Source organism: Vibrio chemaguriensis (assembly GCF_012275705.1).
GTDB lineage: Bacteria > Pseudomonadota > Gammaproteobacteria > Enterobacterales > Vibrionaceae > Vibrio > Vibrio diabolicus.
The window spans coordinates 1-15,809 of record NZ_SHOE01000016.1; the positions used below are offsets into that span (position 1 = coordinate 1).

Below are 15,809 nucleotides of genomic sequence, written 5' to 3' on the forward strand. Positions count from 1 at the left end.
GCAGTGTCGCGTTCTGTGTCCTCATGTCAACGGTGCTACTCATTTCCGGTACATAATCACGTAGTCATTAGTGTTTTTTTGTTTTTTTATTTTTTTTTTTTTAATGATACGGACACCCCCGAGATCTACACAAGGCTATTCGTCGGCAGCGTCAGATGTGTATAAGAGACAGCTTTAAAAATAACAAGTTACAAACTTGGCACATGGTTTGCTCCTATGGGAATACAACGTCAATAAAGGAGAATTACCATGAATAACATCGCAGCTAAAATTGTACTTACGTCAGTTCTTGCTACTTCATCTACAGCAGTCTTAGCGAGTGATAAATGGGAAAAAGAATCCATGGACGCTTGGCTAGATGGTAAAGCCGAAACGACGCTGCTGCTAAACAGTAACCTTAACTCTTTTGATATCAACACCGATGTTGAAAATCAGGTAGTTACCCTTTCTGGTTCGGTAAACAATGACCTTGAAAAATCGCTTGCCGAAGAGCTTGTAACAGGTCTTGATGGTGTGAAAGAAGTAAATAACGAATTGTCAGTGGTGAATGAAGGTAAGAAAGAAACCGATTCAGAGGCATTAGCCACACTGACCGACTCTAAAATCACGACTATAGTTAAAACGCGCCTACTGATGGATACCAATGTAAGTGGTACGGACATTGATGTAACGACGGAACGTAAAACGGTAACGTTGGCAGGTAAGGTTAATTCAGATGCGGAGCATGATCTTGCACTTTCAATTGCAAATAATACCAATGATGTAAATAAGGTGATTGATAAGCTAGAAGTGGTTCAATAATAACGAGCCGAGTGACCTAACCCAATTTTATTAGGAGGTAACACTATGGTTCGTTGGATGTTTATTTTTCTGGCTTTGGCACTGGTTTCTGCACTACTAGGTTTTACTGGTATTGCAGGGGCGGCGGCCTCTATCGCGCAAGTGATATTTTACCTATTCCTATTGTCATTAATTGTATCAATAGTGATTGTTCTGCTAGGAAGAAAAAACGTAAATAGATAGGAGATTTCATGCGACTTACGTCATTAATTTACCGTATCGCCGCAGTATTTGGTTTGGTGTTCGCACTGGCTGCTTGTAGTGAAGAAGGGCCAATGGAACAGGCAGGCAAGAAGATAGATGAAGCCGCCGAAGAAACTCAAAATGCGATTGAAGATGAGTGTGAAAATATTAAAGAGAACTTGAACGCAGAAGACCAAGATTGTTAGTCGAGTCAGGTCAGCTTTTTGTTCACAGCAATGTAAGAGAAGGGCGGTCAATCACCGCCCTTCCTTTTATCCCAAGTGTTTACAATCAGATGAGGAGTCAAAGATGAAAAACATATTTGATGTACTAAAAGAGAGTCATGAAAAGCAGCGCCTTTTACTCGATGCTCTGATGGAAACGTCTGGAGATTCCCCTGCACGCGAAGAGTTTTATCACAATCTTAAGGATGAACTCGAACAGCACGCCGCCGCAGAAGAGCGCTTTTTCTACGCGCCTTTAATCGAGAGCGATAAAACCATCGATCTTACTCGTCATGGCATCGCAGAGCACCACGAGATTGATAAAGTGATTGCACAGCTTGATGCAACCGACATGAGCTCGCCAGGATGGCTCAACCTCATGAAAACTTTGCGTCACAAAGTATTGCACCACCTCGAAGAAGAAGAGCATCGTTTTTTCCAATTGGCCGGTAAGGTGATGACCGATCAGCAGAAAATGAAACTAGCGGATAGCTACGTCGAAGAAATGGCTAGTTAGGTGGAGTATTGGTCCTTTTCGTGCCATTTCGGCACGGGAAGGGGCCCAATCAAAGCGTTTACCAAGCTAATTAGCCTAAACTAAAACCAGCTTATTCTCACTTTCACTAAAAAAGCGCACTCGCTGAAGGCAAGGAGAGCGAATGTTTATCATCAAATATTATATTCTTGGCGCTCTGATCAGTTTATTGGCCGCTATTTATATTCCCCAAATCATGGTTAGCCTGTTGTTCTTGTGGGTATCTCTTTCTTTAGCATTAGTCAGCGTAGCCTACGTTTTCGACATTCCCTCCATTTTTAGAAAAAACCAAGACGGCAAGATTGTCAGATGGATCCGCTGGGCATTCATCCCCTTCTTGCTGGGTGCTAGAGCGTATAATGCATGGGAAAGACGGCGCGATACCGTGCCTCCTATCCAAAAAGTCAGCGATAATTTATACCTCTCCCGTCGGCTATTTCAGAGTGACTTAGATTTTCTCGAATCCAATGACATCTCTTGTATTGTCGATGTCACCGCAGAATTTGCTGGGCTTGAAAGTGCGATGACCGACAAGCAGTTTCATTACCTTTCGATTCCGGTACTTGACCACAAAGCCCCAACGTTGGAACGCTTGCGTCATGCGATTAACTGGATTGATACGCAAATCTCGTGCTCACGAGCTGTGGTTGTGCATTGTGCGTTAGGGCGCGGTCGTTCGGTGTTTGTTGTTGCGGCGTATCTACTGAGCAAAGATCCGTCGCTGACGGTTGAATCTGTGATGAAAAAAATCAATGACGTGCGCAGTACCGCGAGATTGAATAAATTGCAGATCAAAACGTTACGAGCGATAAGTGAAAAAGGCGTACTGGGTCTGGATCAATCCACTTGGATGGTGGTTAACCCTGTTGCAGGTGGCGGCAAATGGGAGGAAAACGAACAGCACTTGATTCGTGAGCTAACCAAAAAATATCGTTTGAGTATTCATCAAACGACGACAGACCTCAGCGCCGAGCAGCTAACACAACAGGCAAAAGAAAGTGGGGCTAAGCAAATTATCGTAGCGGGTGGCGATGGCACAGTGACGGAAGTGGCGAGCCAGCTGGTAGGTACTGATATCAAACTCGGTATTGTTCCGCTCGGAACCGCCAATGCGTTATGTCATGTGCTCTATGGAGTTGGCGCAAAATTCTCACCAGTCGAAAAAGCGTGTGAAGCATTGCTAGCAGGTCACTGTCAACGTATTGATACGGCGGAGTGTAATCAGAGGCTTATATTGTTAGTCCTAGGTATTGGCCTAGAGCAGAAAATGATCGAGCATGCGCAGCGAGAAGAGAAAAACACCTTTGGACAATTGGCCTACTTAACGGGCTTTTTTAACGCGGTGGTGGCGGAAGAGATGCAGACGTTGACTGTTGCGATGGATGCGCCATTTGAAGATGAAAACCGCGAAAATGGATCACAAACGCTAGAAGTTCATAGCTTTGTCGTTGCGAACATCGCTCCTTTTAGTACGTTGCTCGCGCAAGGTGGTGGTGCTCCGCAGCCTGACGATGGCAAGCTGCATATCACGTATTTAGATAACACCGAATCTTTAGGTGGACGCCTCATCGCATTGTCTGATCTGACATTAACCAGCGTAGGTGCGCAGGAGGAATCGACTCATTTTCAATACGCGACGGCTCAGAATGTCACTATTTCTGCGAACAAACCGATTGAGTATGTGATTGATGGTGAGCTTTATTCTGATGAGCAATTAGCGATCAAGCTTCGTCCAAAATCGTTGAACGTATTTGTCCCAAGCGGGAGAAGTAAATCGGCTTAGCTTTAAAACAGATAAGCGGTGGATAACGCGCTATTTGCCTAGTGCCCTATAGCGTGCCTTTGTTTACCGGTTTAGTCGTAGTTTTGAGGGAACCAATAAGGTCGCTGCGTAGGTGCAGCGGCTTTTTTTATATCGGTATTTTTTGTATCTGAGAGAGCGTCTATTTATCGTTCTCGAAGTGAAAGGAAGAAGGGGGTGAGTATGACTACTCACCCTGGGGTAAGTGCTTTTCAATTTCATCGTTTTCGACTTGTAAAGCAGCTAACCAGTAAGAAACAAGCGCCGTTAAGTTAGTGTCGTCAATGGCTCTGAGTAACGCTTTTAAATCATCTAACAACAACTTGTTCATGAAATGCATTTCTTTGTAATTACCTAATTCGGCAACGCCGTATTCGGTGGCATTTTCTGCAATGAATTGTTCACCATCTTGGTCGAAGAACAACTTCGCCATCTTTTTGATCATCACTTTTTCTATTTTAACGAATCGATACGCCGCTCTTGCGAGTGTCATATGCGATTGCGGATTAACGAGAGGCAAACACGTTTGGCGATGGTGTGTCATTTTTACGAGTAGCTCCCTTACTCGATTATTATCCAATGTCATACTGACCTCTTTATTTATGACTACCGTGTTGATTACTCGGTTTAGTGTTTTCTAGTTTTGGTTGTATTGAGGTGCCGGTGGTCTTATCAGAAATGGCCAAAACGAGTTGGCCATTTTCTCTGCCAGCGATTGATTGCAAAGGCGACCACTAAGGATCAGCTGATAAGGCTGATGCTGCTGAGCTTTTCTTTACAGCTTTTGATATCACTGCGAACTTTCAGTAGAACCGAATTATCCGCTTGCTCTGGGTGGCTAGTAATTAGGTTTTCGATCTCTTTGAGCACCTTGCTTTCAACACCTTCGAGCTGTTCCAAATACATGGACTCTTTGTCAGAAGACACCTCCTTCATCACATCGCTGTACACCTCACGCGCTTTAATGGTGTAGGAAACCGGAGTGTCGTCGGCAGAGTCTTCCTGGTTATTTGCCAATGTGTAGGGAGTAAGCTCAAGCACCGCTCGCTCACGTACTCTAAGCAGTTCTACCAACACATTATTCAAAGAAGTGTTGTCAATGTTCTCAATGGCCTTGTTGTAAATGTCATTTCCGCTCTCGATAAGCTCAATGATTGAGGCGATATTTTCATTTTTCATATCTCACTCCTGATTTGGTTGGTGATGGGAGTGTTTGTACGTATGGGGAACAAACACAGATGTTTCATCTTTAGTTGCAGGTTGTATGCCAATGAATGTTATTTTTCTATTAATCAATTGGTTATGAGTTTATTGCGCAAGAATTGGAGGGTTGCAGACGTGGTGCTAAGAAAAAATTACAAGAATGTTGGGGAAGTCTGGAAAGAATTACACGTACAGATAAGGGTTTGTCGTGAAACAAAATAAAAATCAAATAAAAACAAATGGTTATAATTTTGGCACGGATATGGCTTTGTTGTGAGTAAGTGAGTTCAAAAGTTGTTTCACTTGATTTACTACTCAACTCATCAACGGAGGCTAGTTATGGCTACAACAAAAGAAAGCACAGTAAAACCTCAAGAGCAGTTAGAAGAAGCATATCACTTGGCGGAGCAAGCCACGACGGAAGCCGTCGGCGCAATGAAAGACCAAGCTAAAGAGAAATTTGATGTGGGCGCGGAATACGTTCAGCAGGCGACCAAGTCGGCAGAGAACGTTATCAAGGAGCGTCCATTGCTGAGCATTGGTTGTGCCTTCCTTGCGGGTTGGGCGGTTTCGAAGCTGATCAAATAATCACGGTCCAACGGATTAAGCCACATAACAGAAGGCGAGGGTTCCAATGAATAACTCCGGACAAGTCACCAACCAGCAACCAGGCTCGGCCGCAGCAGACAGCGGTCGAGCCCCAAGTGGGGCCGAAGAGCAGGATATCCAACAAACCATCAATGGTTTGAGCAGTATTCTTTCACAACTGGACCAATTGACTCAATCGCTGAAAGCGTGGTCGGGTTCAACGTTGGATTTGTTCCTCTTGGAGGTGAAAGTTAATGCGTCCGCAGCGCGACAGATTTTGCTGTGCACCATTGTTTTTACCTTATTGTCGGTATTGTTCGTGTTCAGTTTGTGCCTTGCCTCTGGTGTGGTGGCTTATCAGCTGACCGCTAACGTGTATGTTGCAATGGGCGTATTTATTGCGTCCTTAGGTTTAGCATTACTGTCTTTAGCTTGGTGGCAGAAGCGTTTAGTTGGTTTCCTTGGATTCAAAAATACGACAGAACAGTTGCAGGAGGGGTGGGATGCGCTCGCTACAAAAGCTCAATCGAGCCATGCGAATCAAGCGGATGGAAGGTAAAGCGTCTTTAGAGCAATGCTGCTTATCGATGGAAATGTTCACGTTTACCACTAAGAAGTTTGTGAAAGAAAATCCTTGGACGACGCTAGGTATTAGTGCTGTCGTTGCTGTTACCGCTGCCAAAGCGGGTCGATTGTCTCGACTGACTTCCTCTATCTCTTCCATGGGGCTATTGGCGAGTAGTGTCTCCGAACTAACGGATTCGCTTGCCAAGCCAGTTAGGGCCGCGTCTTCTAACCAGTCGGGCGTAGAACAAGGTCAAAATGTAGAACCACAAGCAAGCAATACTGCTTCGACAGAAGAGACCGCGACATAAGCAGAAGTCGAGCAACCCCAATAACGGCTTTCGCCGATAATCATTCCTACCGACCTTGAGCCTTTTTATGACAGCGAAATTGAACATCCCTGCCAACACCGCGATTGGTGCAACCCTTCTTGTCTTATTGCTCGTTCCTGGGCTGTATTTTGCTAAGCCAATCTTGTTACCTATTGTGCTTAGTACCTTTATTTCGCTGTTATGCAGTCCTTTCATTAATTATCTTGAAGACAAAGGTTTACCGCGCGCGATTACCGTCGTGGTGACTCTGTCATTCTTGGTTGGTGCTTCAATTATTGGCCTTGCTGCCATGTCGGAGCCAGCTAAGCAGTGGTGGTCTGAACTACCCAGTATCGTGAAAAATGTGTCGCAAGAAGTGAGTGAAGTGACTCAAGCCTCGGCGGATCACCTTAATACGCCGCTGAATATTGCCAGCGATATGGGTATGGATGAGGTCGGGAATAACACCGTATTTTCTTTGGTGAAGACACTCGCGACCACGACGCCGACCATTTTGACACAAGCGATGATCGTGCTGTTTATGGTGTATTTTATGCTCAATCACGGACGTAGCTTATTTCGAAAGTCAGTGTCGTACTTGCATGGGTTTGCCAAGCAGCGCCAAGCGATTGAACTGGTCAAAGCACTACAGAAAGACCTATCTCGATACATTGGCACTATCACGTTGGTGAATGCGGGACTTGGGTTGAGTGTTGGAGCGGTGTTTTTTGTTTTAGGCCTTGAGGACCCGTTCTTGTGGGGTGCGTTTGCTGGCGTGATGAATTTTGCGCCGTATCTCGGCCCAGTCATCTCCATGGTGAGTTTCGGTTTTGTGGCTTATCTGCAGTTGGAGTCGGTCAGTTTTATGCTCACTGTGGTGTCTATCTATTTGTTGATCAACTTGATTGAAAGTCAGTTTGTCACGCCAACGTTATTAGGGAAAAGATTCAATTTAAATCCGTTAGTGATCTTCGTTTGGCTCGTGTTCTGGGGTTGGCTTTGGGGCGGTATGGGGCTCTTAATCGGTGTACCGCTATTGGTCTGCATTAATATTTTGGTTGAGCGTCTGGAGCTGTGTCAATCAACTCAAAGTCAACCAAGCCAAACCATCCCCGAGGATGTGGCTCCACGAGAATGACTTGGGCTACAAGCTGGCTCAACGAAAAAGTTTTTCCGCACTTACTGGCTGGCTAAAAAGATACCCTTGACCGTAAACACAGCCTTTTTCGAACAAGTAATCGGCTTGCTCCTGAGTTTCTATTCCTTCTGCTACGACTTTCAATGACAGTGTTTTGCCCATGGCGATAATCGCATTCACAATCGCATTGCTATCGCTGTTGCTGGGTACATCACTGACAAACGAGCGGTCAATTTTCAGCTTATTGATGGGTAAACCTTTCAAATAAGACAAAGACGAATAGCCTGTGCCGAAATCATCCAGAGAAATCTCGATGCCTAACCCTCTTAGTTGATTTAACGACGCAATGGCTTGTTGAGGGTCGATCAGTAAAAAGCTCTCGGTGATCTCCAAATCCAGCCGTTGAGCAGGGAAACCAGTTTGATTGAGGATATCGCTCAATCTCTGAATGAAATTCGATTGCTGAAGCTGTAATGCCGACACATTAACCGCAATTCTGCCAAACTCAACGCCTTGTTCCAGCCAAGCATTTCCTTGCTGACAAGCGTGTAGCAAGACCCACTCGCCAATGCTTTGGATAAGCCCCGTTTTTTCTGCAATTGGAATAAAGTCGGCTGGTGGTACAAGGCCAAATTCGGGGTGCTGCCAGCGTAATAAGGTTTCAACGCCAACAATCGCATGTTGCTCCAAGTTATATTGTGGCTGGAACTCTAATCGAAGTTGCTGTTTTTCTATCGCTTGATGCAAAGCAGATTGAATGCGCACATGAGATACCGATTTATCGGTTAAATCTGGCGAGTAAAACGCGTAGCCGTTGCGCCCATTTTTCTTCGCTAAGTACATCGCCGTATCAGCGTTTTTGAGTAAGGTTTCGCTGTCTTGGCCGTCTCTTGGATATAAGGCTATGCCAATACTGGTCGAGACGCGCAGTGAATCGTGATTTGCCAAGTCGAACGGTTGTTGGAAAACGCTGAGAATATCGCCGACGGTTTCCAGTAAAGCCACATCACTGTGGACGTCCGGCAAAATGATCACGAACTCATCGCCGCCAATACGAGCCACATGCGCATTTAAGTGAAGAATATCTTGCAGACGGATAGCCAACTTAGACAGCAACTGATCACCACAAAAGTGACCCATGCTATCGTTGATGTGTTTAAAATGGTCGATATCCAGAAATAGGGTGGCAAACGTCTGTTGGTTCTTGTGCCCGGTTTCAATGTGTTGCTCAAGCAAGCTAAGTAAATGGGTGCGATTAGGTAGATTCGTTAACGGATCATAAAAGGCCATGCGCTGCAGTTTTTCTTCGTGTGCTTTACGCACGGAAATATCTTCAAATACACAGATGTAGTTAATGAGATGATTTTTATCGTCCATTACGGCACTAATGGTCGCTAACTGTGGGTAAATGCTGCCATCTTTCTTTCGGTTGATGAACTCGCCTTTCCATTGACCTTTGGTTTCGAGCTGATGCCACAACTGTTTATAGAAGCCTTGGTCATGATGACCTGAGCGCAGAATTCTGGGGTTCTTTCCAATCACCTCTTCAGAGCGATAGCCGGTGATTTGGGTAAAGGCTGTGTTTACATCAATGATGTTGGCATTGCGATCAGTAATGACCATGCCTTCTTGTGAGTTATTAAAAATTTTGGACGCCAATGAGAGTTGCGTTTCGACCATTTTCCGGCGTGTGATGTTGCGCGTCATGCCCAGAATGCCAATTAAGTTACCGTCATTATCACGGACAGGAGACTTAATGGTTTCTAGCCAAGTTGGGTTATTGTTTTCATCAATTTGGCGGCATTCTTCGACGATATTCAGCGTGCCTGTCGCCACGACCAAGTTATCGGCCTCAATGAACTTCTCGGCTCGTTCGTGGCTAAACAGTGCGAAATCGTCTTTGCCGATGATCTCACTGTTGGTCTTTTGCCACGCATTTTCTACGCTTCGGTTGGTCATCGAATAAAGACCATCCATGCCTTTTATCCAAATATGGTCTTCAAGACAGTCGATAAACTCTTGCAGCGTCGGTAATGGTGTGGTCGCTGCAGTTTGATGGCGTGTTCGTTCTTGCTGGTAGTGTGAGCTGACATCAAAGCTCATTCGCCCCACTAATGCACTCAGCCAAGCAGACACTACCGTGATTTGATCGTCAGGGTGAGTTAGCGCTAATACGGCAAACAGATCGCCATTTGGTAGCCAAATTGGACCTATGCTCAAGGTTTGCTGTCCAAAGGATGTGTGGCTTATCGTCAAGTCTGTCGGTTTAAATTGATCGGCAACTTGCACTACCACTTCGACGATAGCGCAATGATTTTGAACCGAGGTGGACACCTCAGTTGATAGCCACTGCTGGGTATCGCTCAGAGTATAAAGTTGTCCCTGAGCTTGAGTAGCATCACAGCATTGTTGCAGAGCCTGTTGCCAGTCTGCCATCAAAGGCGAAGGAATAGCGAAGCGAAACATAATTAATAACGTGTCCTGAAGCGCCCAAAGATAGTGGTATTAGAATCTAGCTTAAGCTATTGGGCCGTGTTGGTATCGTATCCAACGCTTAGGTAATTCCCAGCAGCGTAAGGCGCTTTCTATCATTAAACTGTTAGCTATATCTCTTTTTTATCCAACTCATTGCATCGTTTATTGAGGTTTTTTGTTCATCATTGAGAAGTGCTCATGGCTTTGGTTTTTTTACCCCACGATACTTGTTGGACCACTAATCCACTGATGATCAGTATTAAACCAATCAAGGTTGATGGATGAATTTCTTCACCAATGATGGTTGCCAATAGCATCAGTGAGATGAATGGCGAAGCAAAGATCAGATTACTGATGCGGGCTGTGTTTTGCGTCGATTTGAGGGCGCTTAGCCATAGGACGAAAGTAATCCCCATTTCAAATAGCCCGACATACGTCACCGCTGCCCAGCCTTTAATTGAGATTGCCTGCCAGCTCGCACCTTCATAAATACTTAAACCAATGGCAAATGGAATAGCGACCAAAAAACCAAGTAATACACCAACCACAGGGTCGGCCTTATTTTTGGTGTTTAAAATCCAGTAACCAGCCCACAACAGTGTCGATAGCAGCGCCAGTCCCACGCCCAACGGGCTCTCGAATTGCATGCCGAGAACATTGCCCTGCGTGGCAATCACAATCACGCCTACATAGCTAAAACCGCAAGCGAGCCAATCTTTAGCTCGGATCTTCTGCCCTAAGAAAACAGCAGCCATTAGCGTCAAGGTAATGGCCCAGCTGTAGTTGATCGCTTGGGCTTGGGATGCAGGCAGCAAGTCATACGCTTTAAAGAGAATGACGTAATACGCCAAGGGGTTAATCAACCCAAGCAGTAGGTAATACCAAGGGTTTGAGAGGAAGGTGGCACTTAACTGGCCCAACTTGCCTTGCACACCACAGATTATCGTCAGCGCAATCGCAGAGACGATACTGGCAATGCACAGCATTTGGATTGGCGTAAATTCTGCCAACGTGAGTTTAAATGCGGTTGCAACGGTAGACCAAAGTAATACTGCTGAGAGCCCAAATCCTAGGGCGCGACGCTCGTTCATGATGCCTCTGCGTGATGATGTGCCGCTCGGTTCAGTTAATTTGAGCGGAAGAAAGAATATTATAGGAAGGCCTAGTGTATGCGAGGATTTTTCATCCAACAAACTGGACATTTATCCAGTGTCTAAATACCATTGTTATAGATACAAAACACAGGCTAACTCGCTATTATGCAATGGATTCTTGAGTACCAATCTCTCATTCTCTCTTCTCTTTGCGCTGCCACGCTTAGTGGTGTCGCCGTCGGTTGGTGGGTGAAACAACGTTTTATCACCCAAACTCAGCTTCTCGAACAACAACTTGTTTCAGAAAAGCAGCTTCACCAACAGCAGCTTGAACAGGTTAAACAAAGCCTTGCTGATGCCCAGCAAGAGTTGGATGAATTAGATGATGAGCGCGATAAAGCTGCGTTTGAAGTACGCCAAACACACGGAAAGCTGATGGCCGCAATGGAAAAACTGCGTTACTTCGAGGCTGTAAAGCAAGAGCGCCAGCAATACTTTGATGAGCTTGGTCAGATGCGTGAGCACAAATCACGTTTAGAAACGCAACTACGTGAGCAGCAAGCACGTCATGAGCAAATCAACCAAGCCAATGCCGAAAAACTGCAAATTCTAGAGCAAGCGGAAGCGCGCCTGAAACAGCAATTTGAGCACTTGGCCAACCAACTGTTTGAAGAAAAAACCGCGAAGGTCGACTTGCAAAACCGTCAGAGTTTGGAAGGTTTGTTGTCACCGCTCCGAGAGCAGCTAGAAGGATTCAAAAAGCACGTTAATGACAGCTTTAGCCAAGAAGCTAAAGAGCGCCATACCTTAGTGCATGAGCTCAAAAACCTGCAACGTTTGAATGAGCAAATGACGCGCGAAGCGGTTAATTTGACCCAAGCGTTGAAAGGGGACAACAAGCAGCAAGGTAACTGGGGCGAAGTGGTGCTCGCTAGGGTGCTTGCCGAGTCTGGCTTACGTGAAGGGCACGAATATCAGACTCAGGTGAATTTGCAAAATGAAGCAGGCAAGCGCTACCAACCTGATGTGATTGTTCATCTCCCACAAAACAAACAAGTGGTTGTGGATTCCAAAATGGCGCTGGTCGCCTATGAGCGCTATTTCAACGCCGAAACTGATGCCGAGCGAGATCAGGCTTTGAGTGCGCACTTAGCCGCACTGCGTGCTCACATTAAGGGTTTAAGCATGAAGGACTACCACAAACTCAAAGGTATTCAGAGTTTGGACTATGTGCTGATGTTTATTCCGGTTGAGCCTGCTTTCCAAGTCGCGATTCAAGCCGATCCAAGTTTGATCAAAGACGCGATGGAGCAAAACATCATTTTGGTGAGCCCAACAACGTTGCTGGTGGCACTGCGCACCATTGATAATCTATGGCGCAATGAACGCCAGAATGAAAACGCCAAAATGATTGCGCAGCGCGCGACAAAACTCTACGACAAATTACGATTGTTTGTGGACGACATGGAAGGGCTCGGCGGTGCGCTGGATAAGGCGAATCAAAGCTATCAAGGCGCAATGAACAAGCTTGCCACAGGGCGCGGGAATGTGATTCGTCAAGCCGAAAGCTTTAAGCACCTTGGGGTTGAAATCAAACGACCAATTTCTTCTGACCTCGCACAGTTAGCGCAGAGTGATTCATTTTCAGAAAATGACCCGTTAGTAGAAAGACATCCGGCTGAGGATAAAGTAAACTAATCGCCCGCAGTGCAGTGGGCGATTTTATTTGTCAGCAAACGCCCCGCAGAGAGAAAGCGCTGCCTAAGAGGAATTAGAATGACGGACACAAGTTTGCAATCCAATACAGCGTTAGAGAATGAAACCACCCACTTTGGTTTCTCTACAGTGGCAAAAGACGAAAAAGTGACCAAGGTTGCCGAAGTATTCCACTCCGTGGCAACAAAATACGACATCATGAATGACCTGATGTCTGGTGGTATTCACCGCCTTTGGAAGCGCTTCACTATCGATTGTAGTGGCGCTCGCCCTGGCCAACGTATTCTTGACCTAGGTGGTGGTACGGGTGATTTAACGGCGAAATTCTCGCGCATTGTTGGCGATGAAGGCCATGTCATCCTTGCTGATATCAATAATTCAATGCTTAACGTTGGTCGCGATAAACTGCGTGACAACGGTATTGTGGGTAACGTGCATTACGTTCAAGCCAACGCAGAAGAGCTGCCGTTCCCAGATGATTATTTTGATGCCATCACCATCAGTTTTTGTTTGCGTAATGTGACTGACAAAGACAAAGCGCTTCGTTCAATGTTCCGCGTATTGAAGCCAGGGGGCCGTCTATTGGTGCTAGAATTTTCGAAACCAGTGCTAGAGCCGTTATCGAAAGTATACGACGCATATTCATTCCACTTGTTGCCGAGAATCGGTGAGCTAGTTGCGAATGACTCAGAGAGTTACCGCTACCTAGCGGAGTCAATCCGTATGCATCCAGACCAAGAAACGCTGGAAGGCATGATGCAAGACGCAGGTTTTGAAAACACCAAATACTACAACTTAACTGGTGGTATTGTGGCTTTGCATCGCGGTTATAAATTCTAAGGGTTAACGGCATGCCATTTGAACCACTTATCACCGCTGTGATTGAAACGTCACTGAATACTCTGATCAAAGACGACCCTGCATTGGGTCGTCGTTTAGCGCGTCTAAAAGGTCAAGTTATTCAAGTTCACCTGAAAGAGATCAATAAAACACTGACGTTCGTTTTTAGTCAGCAAATTGATGTGCTCGGTCATTACGAAGGGCAGCCTAACTGCTACTTATCGCTCAACTTGAGCGTGTTGCCAGAGCTGCGTGACCAGGCCAACATCACTCGCCTTATTAAACAAGATAAACTTGAGCTTGAAGGCGATATTCAATTGGCGCAGAAATTCTCTCAGTTGATGGTGGATTGCAAGCCAGATGTTGAAGAGTGGTTGTCTCGCGTGACTGGCGATGTCGCCGCACATACCTTTGTGCAAGGTTCAAAAAACATAGGCAACTTCCTCGCATCTCAAGCAGAGAAACACCAGCGTCATCTTGCGCAAGTAGTGACTGAAGAGTGGAAGTTGGCACCTGCTCCTCTAGAAGTGGCGTATTTTTGCGACCAGGTTGATGAGGTTCGCAGCCAAGCTTCTCGCGTTGAAGCACGCTTGACTGCTTTGCTGAATAAGCTGGATGCAGATAAGCCTGCATTGGAGAAACCATGACGCCAGCAGAACTAAAGCGCTTATACCACATCGCCAAAGTACAACTGGAATACGGCTTAGATGAGCTGCTTCCCGATCACCAACTGACCAAAGCTCCGTTATTACTGCGCAAAAGCTTGTTCTGGATTAAGAACAAGCATCCAGAAAAACCACTTGGTGAGCGCCTGCGTTTAGCGTTGCAAGAGCTGGGGCCAGTTTGGATTAAGTTCGGTCAGATGATGTCAACGCGCCGTGACTTATTTCCTCCGCACATTGCTGATCCCCTGGCTTTGCTTCAAGACCAAGTGGCGCCATTTGATGGTGAGCTAGCAAAAAAGCAGATGGAGCAAGCATTAGGTGGCCCGTTAGAAAACTGGTTTACCGAGTTTGATATCAAACCACTGGCGTCAGCATCGATTGCTCAGGTGCATACTGCGCGTTTAAAAGACTCTAACCAAGAAGTGGTATTAAAGGTTATCCGCCCAGATATTCGCCCGGTCATTGATTCAGATCTAAAACTGATGCACCGAATGGCGCGTATAGTCGCCGGAGCGATGCCTGAAGCACGTCGTTTGAAACCAGTTGAAGTTGTACGTGAGTACGAGAAAACATTGCTTGATGAACTCGACTTACGACGTGAAGCGGCGAATGCCATTCAGTTGCGCCGCAACTTTGAAGGCAGCGAAGAATTGTATGTTCCTGAAGTTTTTCCTGACTTCAGTAATGAAACTGTCATGGTTTCTGAGCGAATATATGGCATTCAAGTCTCTGATATTGATGGCTTGAAAGCAAATGGCACCAATATGAAATTGCTCGCGGAGCGCGGCGTGAGTGTGTTCTTCACTCAGGTGTTCCGAGACAGCTTCTTCCATGCCGATATGCATCCGGGGAACGTGTTCGTCAAACCCGAACATCCAGAGAACCCAATGTGGATCGGGCTAGATTGCGGAATCGTTGGTACACTTAATAGTGAAGACAAGCGTTATCTGGCGGAAAACTTTCTGGCGTTTTTCAATCGAGACTACCGCCGAGTGGCGGAGTTACATGTGGACTCAGGATGGGTGCCTGCCGATACCAATGTCGATGAGTTTGAGTTCGCGATTCGTATTGTGTGTGAGCCTATTTTTGCTAAGCCACTGTGCGAAATCTCCTTTGGTCATGTGTTGTTGAATTTGTTCAACACGGCACGTCGATTCAACATGGAGGTTCAGCCACAGCTTGTATTGCTGCAAAAAACGCTGCTGTACGTGGAAGGTCTTGGTAGGCAGCTGTACCCTCAGCTTGATTTGTGGGAGACCGCAAAACCATTCCTTGAAGAATGGATGATGAATCAAGTTGGGCCGCAAGCTTTGGTGAATGCGATTAAAGATCGCGCACCATTTTGGGCAGAGAAGTTACCGGAACTGCCAGAGCTGCTTTACGATAGCCTGAAACAAGGTAAAGCGATGAACCAACGCATGGATCAGCTTTACCAAGGGTATCGTCAGAGCAAGCGCCAGCAGGCGACAGGAAAGTTTTTATTTGGCGTTGGCGCCACTTTAGTCGTATGCTCGGCAATATTGGTGAACAATGCTTTTGAGCAGCTTTCGTTGGCCAGCGGTATCGCAGGTGTCACATTTTGGCTGCTTAGTTGGCGAGCTTATCGTCAATAGACGTTAAACTCTTGAAATA

17 protein-coding genes are annotated in these 15,809 nt (G+C 46.0%); 13 read left to right on the forward strand and 4 right to left on the reverse strand.

The annotated features are described in order from the left end of the window. Positions 1 to 249: 249 nt before the first annotated feature. From EX191_RS15330 to EX191_RS15350, 5 genes are all read left to right on the forward strand, one after another. Positions 250 to 801 (forward strand): BON domain-containing protein, encoded by a 552-nt coding sequence (locus EX191_RS15330; protein WP_047009372.1) that lies wholly within the window; start codon positions 250 to 252, stop codon positions 799 to 801. Between the two features lie 45 nt (positions 802 to 846). Continuing rightward, positions 847 to 1,023 carry a DUF1328 family protein gene (locus EX191_RS15335; protein WP_012841233.1) on the forward strand — a complete coding sequence of 59 codons (177 nt, stop codon included), beginning with the start codon at positions 847 to 849 and terminating at the stop codon, positions 1,021 to 1,023. An 8-nt stretch (positions 1,024 to 1,031) separates the two neighbouring features. Further along, on the forward strand, positions 1,032 to 1,229 hold the full coding sequence (locus EX191_RS15340; protein WP_048624594.1) for a hypothetical protein: 198 nt from the start codon (positions 1,032 to 1,034) through the stop codon (positions 1,227 to 1,229). A 103-nt stretch (positions 1,230 to 1,332) separates the two neighbouring features. After that, positions 1,333 to 1,764 (forward strand): hemerythrin domain-containing protein, encoded by a 432-nt coding sequence (locus tag EX191_RS15345; RefSeq protein ID WP_193448006.1) that lies wholly within the window; start codon positions 1,333 to 1,335, stop codon positions 1,762 to 1,764. Between the two features lie 142 nt (positions 1,765 to 1,906). After that, positions 1,907 to 3,565, forward strand: a complete 1,659-nt coding sequence (locus EX191_RS15350) for a diacylglycerol kinase family protein (RefSeq protein WP_047009375.1) — start codon at positions 1,907 to 1,909, stop codon at positions 3,563 to 3,565. A 205-nt stretch (positions 3,566 to 3,770) separates the two neighbouring features. Here EX191_RS15350 and EX191_RS15355 read toward each other — a convergent pair whose 3' ends face one another. Then, the gene (locus EX191_RS15355) at positions 3,771 to 4,169 is read right to left on the reverse strand and encodes a hypothetical protein (protein WP_005379193.1); all 399 of its coding nucleotides are present in this window, start codon (positions 4,167 to 4,169) and stop codon (positions 3,771 to 3,773) included. 155 nt (positions 4,170 to 4,324) lie between these two features. After that, positions 4,325 to 4,762 (reverse strand): DUF2383 domain-containing protein, encoded by a 438-nt coding sequence (locus EX191_RS15360; RefSeq protein ID WP_005394423.1) that lies wholly within the window; start codon positions 4,760 to 4,762, stop codon positions 4,325 to 4,327. Positions 4,763 to 5,125: 363 nt separating this feature from the next. Here EX191_RS15360 and EX191_RS15365 point away from each other — a divergent pair, with 363 nt between their 5' ends. The 4 genes from EX191_RS15365 to EX191_RS15380 all read left to right on the forward strand — a co-directional run bounded on the left by EX191_RS15365 (position 5,126) and on the right by EX191_RS15380 (position 7,387). Beyond that, entirely contained in the window at positions 5,126 to 5,374 is a 249-nt protein-coding gene (locus EX191_RS15365; RefSeq protein WP_193448007.1) for a hypothetical protein, read from the forward strand. 46 nt (positions 5,375 to 5,420) lie between these two features. Further along, a complete protein-coding gene (locus EX191_RS15370) occupies positions 5,421 to 5,933 on the forward strand; it encodes a hypothetical protein (RefSeq protein WP_193448008.1) in 513 nt (170 codons plus the stop codon). Next, on the forward strand, positions 5,878 to 6,249 hold the full coding sequence (locus tag EX191_RS15375; RefSeq protein WP_243238742.1) for a hypothetical protein: 372 nt from the start codon (positions 5,878 to 5,880) through the stop codon (positions 6,247 to 6,249). The genes EX191_RS15370 and EX191_RS15375 overlap by 56 nt, the downstream gene beginning before the upstream one ends. A gap of 67 nt (positions 6,250 to 6,316) precedes the next feature. Further along, positions 6,317 to 7,387: an AI-2E family transporter gene (locus EX191_RS15380; RefSeq protein WP_005394430.1), complete on the forward strand. Its 1,071-nt coding sequence runs from the start codon at positions 6,317 to 6,319 to the stop codon at positions 7,385 to 7,387. An 18-nt stretch (positions 7,388 to 7,405) separates the two neighbouring features. Here the strand turns inward: EX191_RS15380 and EX191_RS15385 are convergent, their stop codons facing one another. Together EX191_RS15385 and EX191_RS15390 are read right to left on the reverse strand one after the other, a co-directional pair. Continuing rightward, positions 7,406 to 9,853: an EAL domain-containing protein gene (locus EX191_RS15385; protein ID WP_193448009.1), complete on the reverse strand. Its 2,448-nt coding sequence runs from the start codon at positions 9,851 to 9,853 to the stop codon at positions 7,406 to 7,408. 191 nt (positions 9,854 to 10,044) lie between these two features. After that, on the reverse strand, positions 10,045 to 10,953 hold the full coding sequence (locus EX191_RS15390; protein ID WP_006741770.1) for a DMT family transporter: 909 nt from the start codon (positions 10,951 to 10,953) through the stop codon (positions 10,045 to 10,047). Positions 10,954 to 11,121: 168 nt separating this feature from the next. Here EX191_RS15390 and rmuC point away from each other — a divergent pair, with 168 nt between their 5' ends. The 4 genes from rmuC to ubiB all read left to right on the forward strand — a co-directional run bounded on the left by rmuC (position 11,122) and on the right by ubiB (position 15,790). After that, positions 11,122 to 12,654: a DNA recombination protein RmuC gene (gene rmuC, locus EX191_RS15395; protein ID WP_005394435.1), complete on the forward strand. Its 1,533-nt coding sequence runs from the start codon at positions 11,122 to 11,124 to the stop codon at positions 12,652 to 12,654. 78 nt (positions 12,655 to 12,732) lie between these two features. After that, positions 12,733 to 13,512, forward strand: a complete 780-nt coding sequence (gene ubiE, locus EX191_RS15400) for a bifunctional demethylmenaquinone methyltransferase/2-methoxy-6-polyprenyl-1,4-benzoquinol methylase UbiE (protein ID WP_005394436.1) — start codon at positions 12,733 to 12,735, stop codon at positions 13,510 to 13,512. A gap of 11 nt (positions 13,513 to 13,523) precedes the next feature. Then, positions 13,524 to 14,159, forward strand: coding sequence for a ubiquinone biosynthesis accessory factor UbiJ (locus EX191_RS15405; protein WP_005394440.1), 636 nt, complete (start codon positions 13,524 to 13,526; stop codon positions 14,157 to 14,159). Beyond that, positions 14,156 to 15,790, forward strand: coding sequence for a ubiquinone biosynthesis regulatory protein kinase UbiB (gene ubiB / locus EX191_RS15410; RefSeq protein ID WP_006741774.1), 1,635 nt, complete (start codon positions 14,156 to 14,158; stop codon positions 15,788 to 15,790). Before EX191_RS15405 ends, ubiB begins: the two co-directional genes overlap by 4 nt. Positions 15,791 to 15,809: the final 19 nt, after the last annotated feature.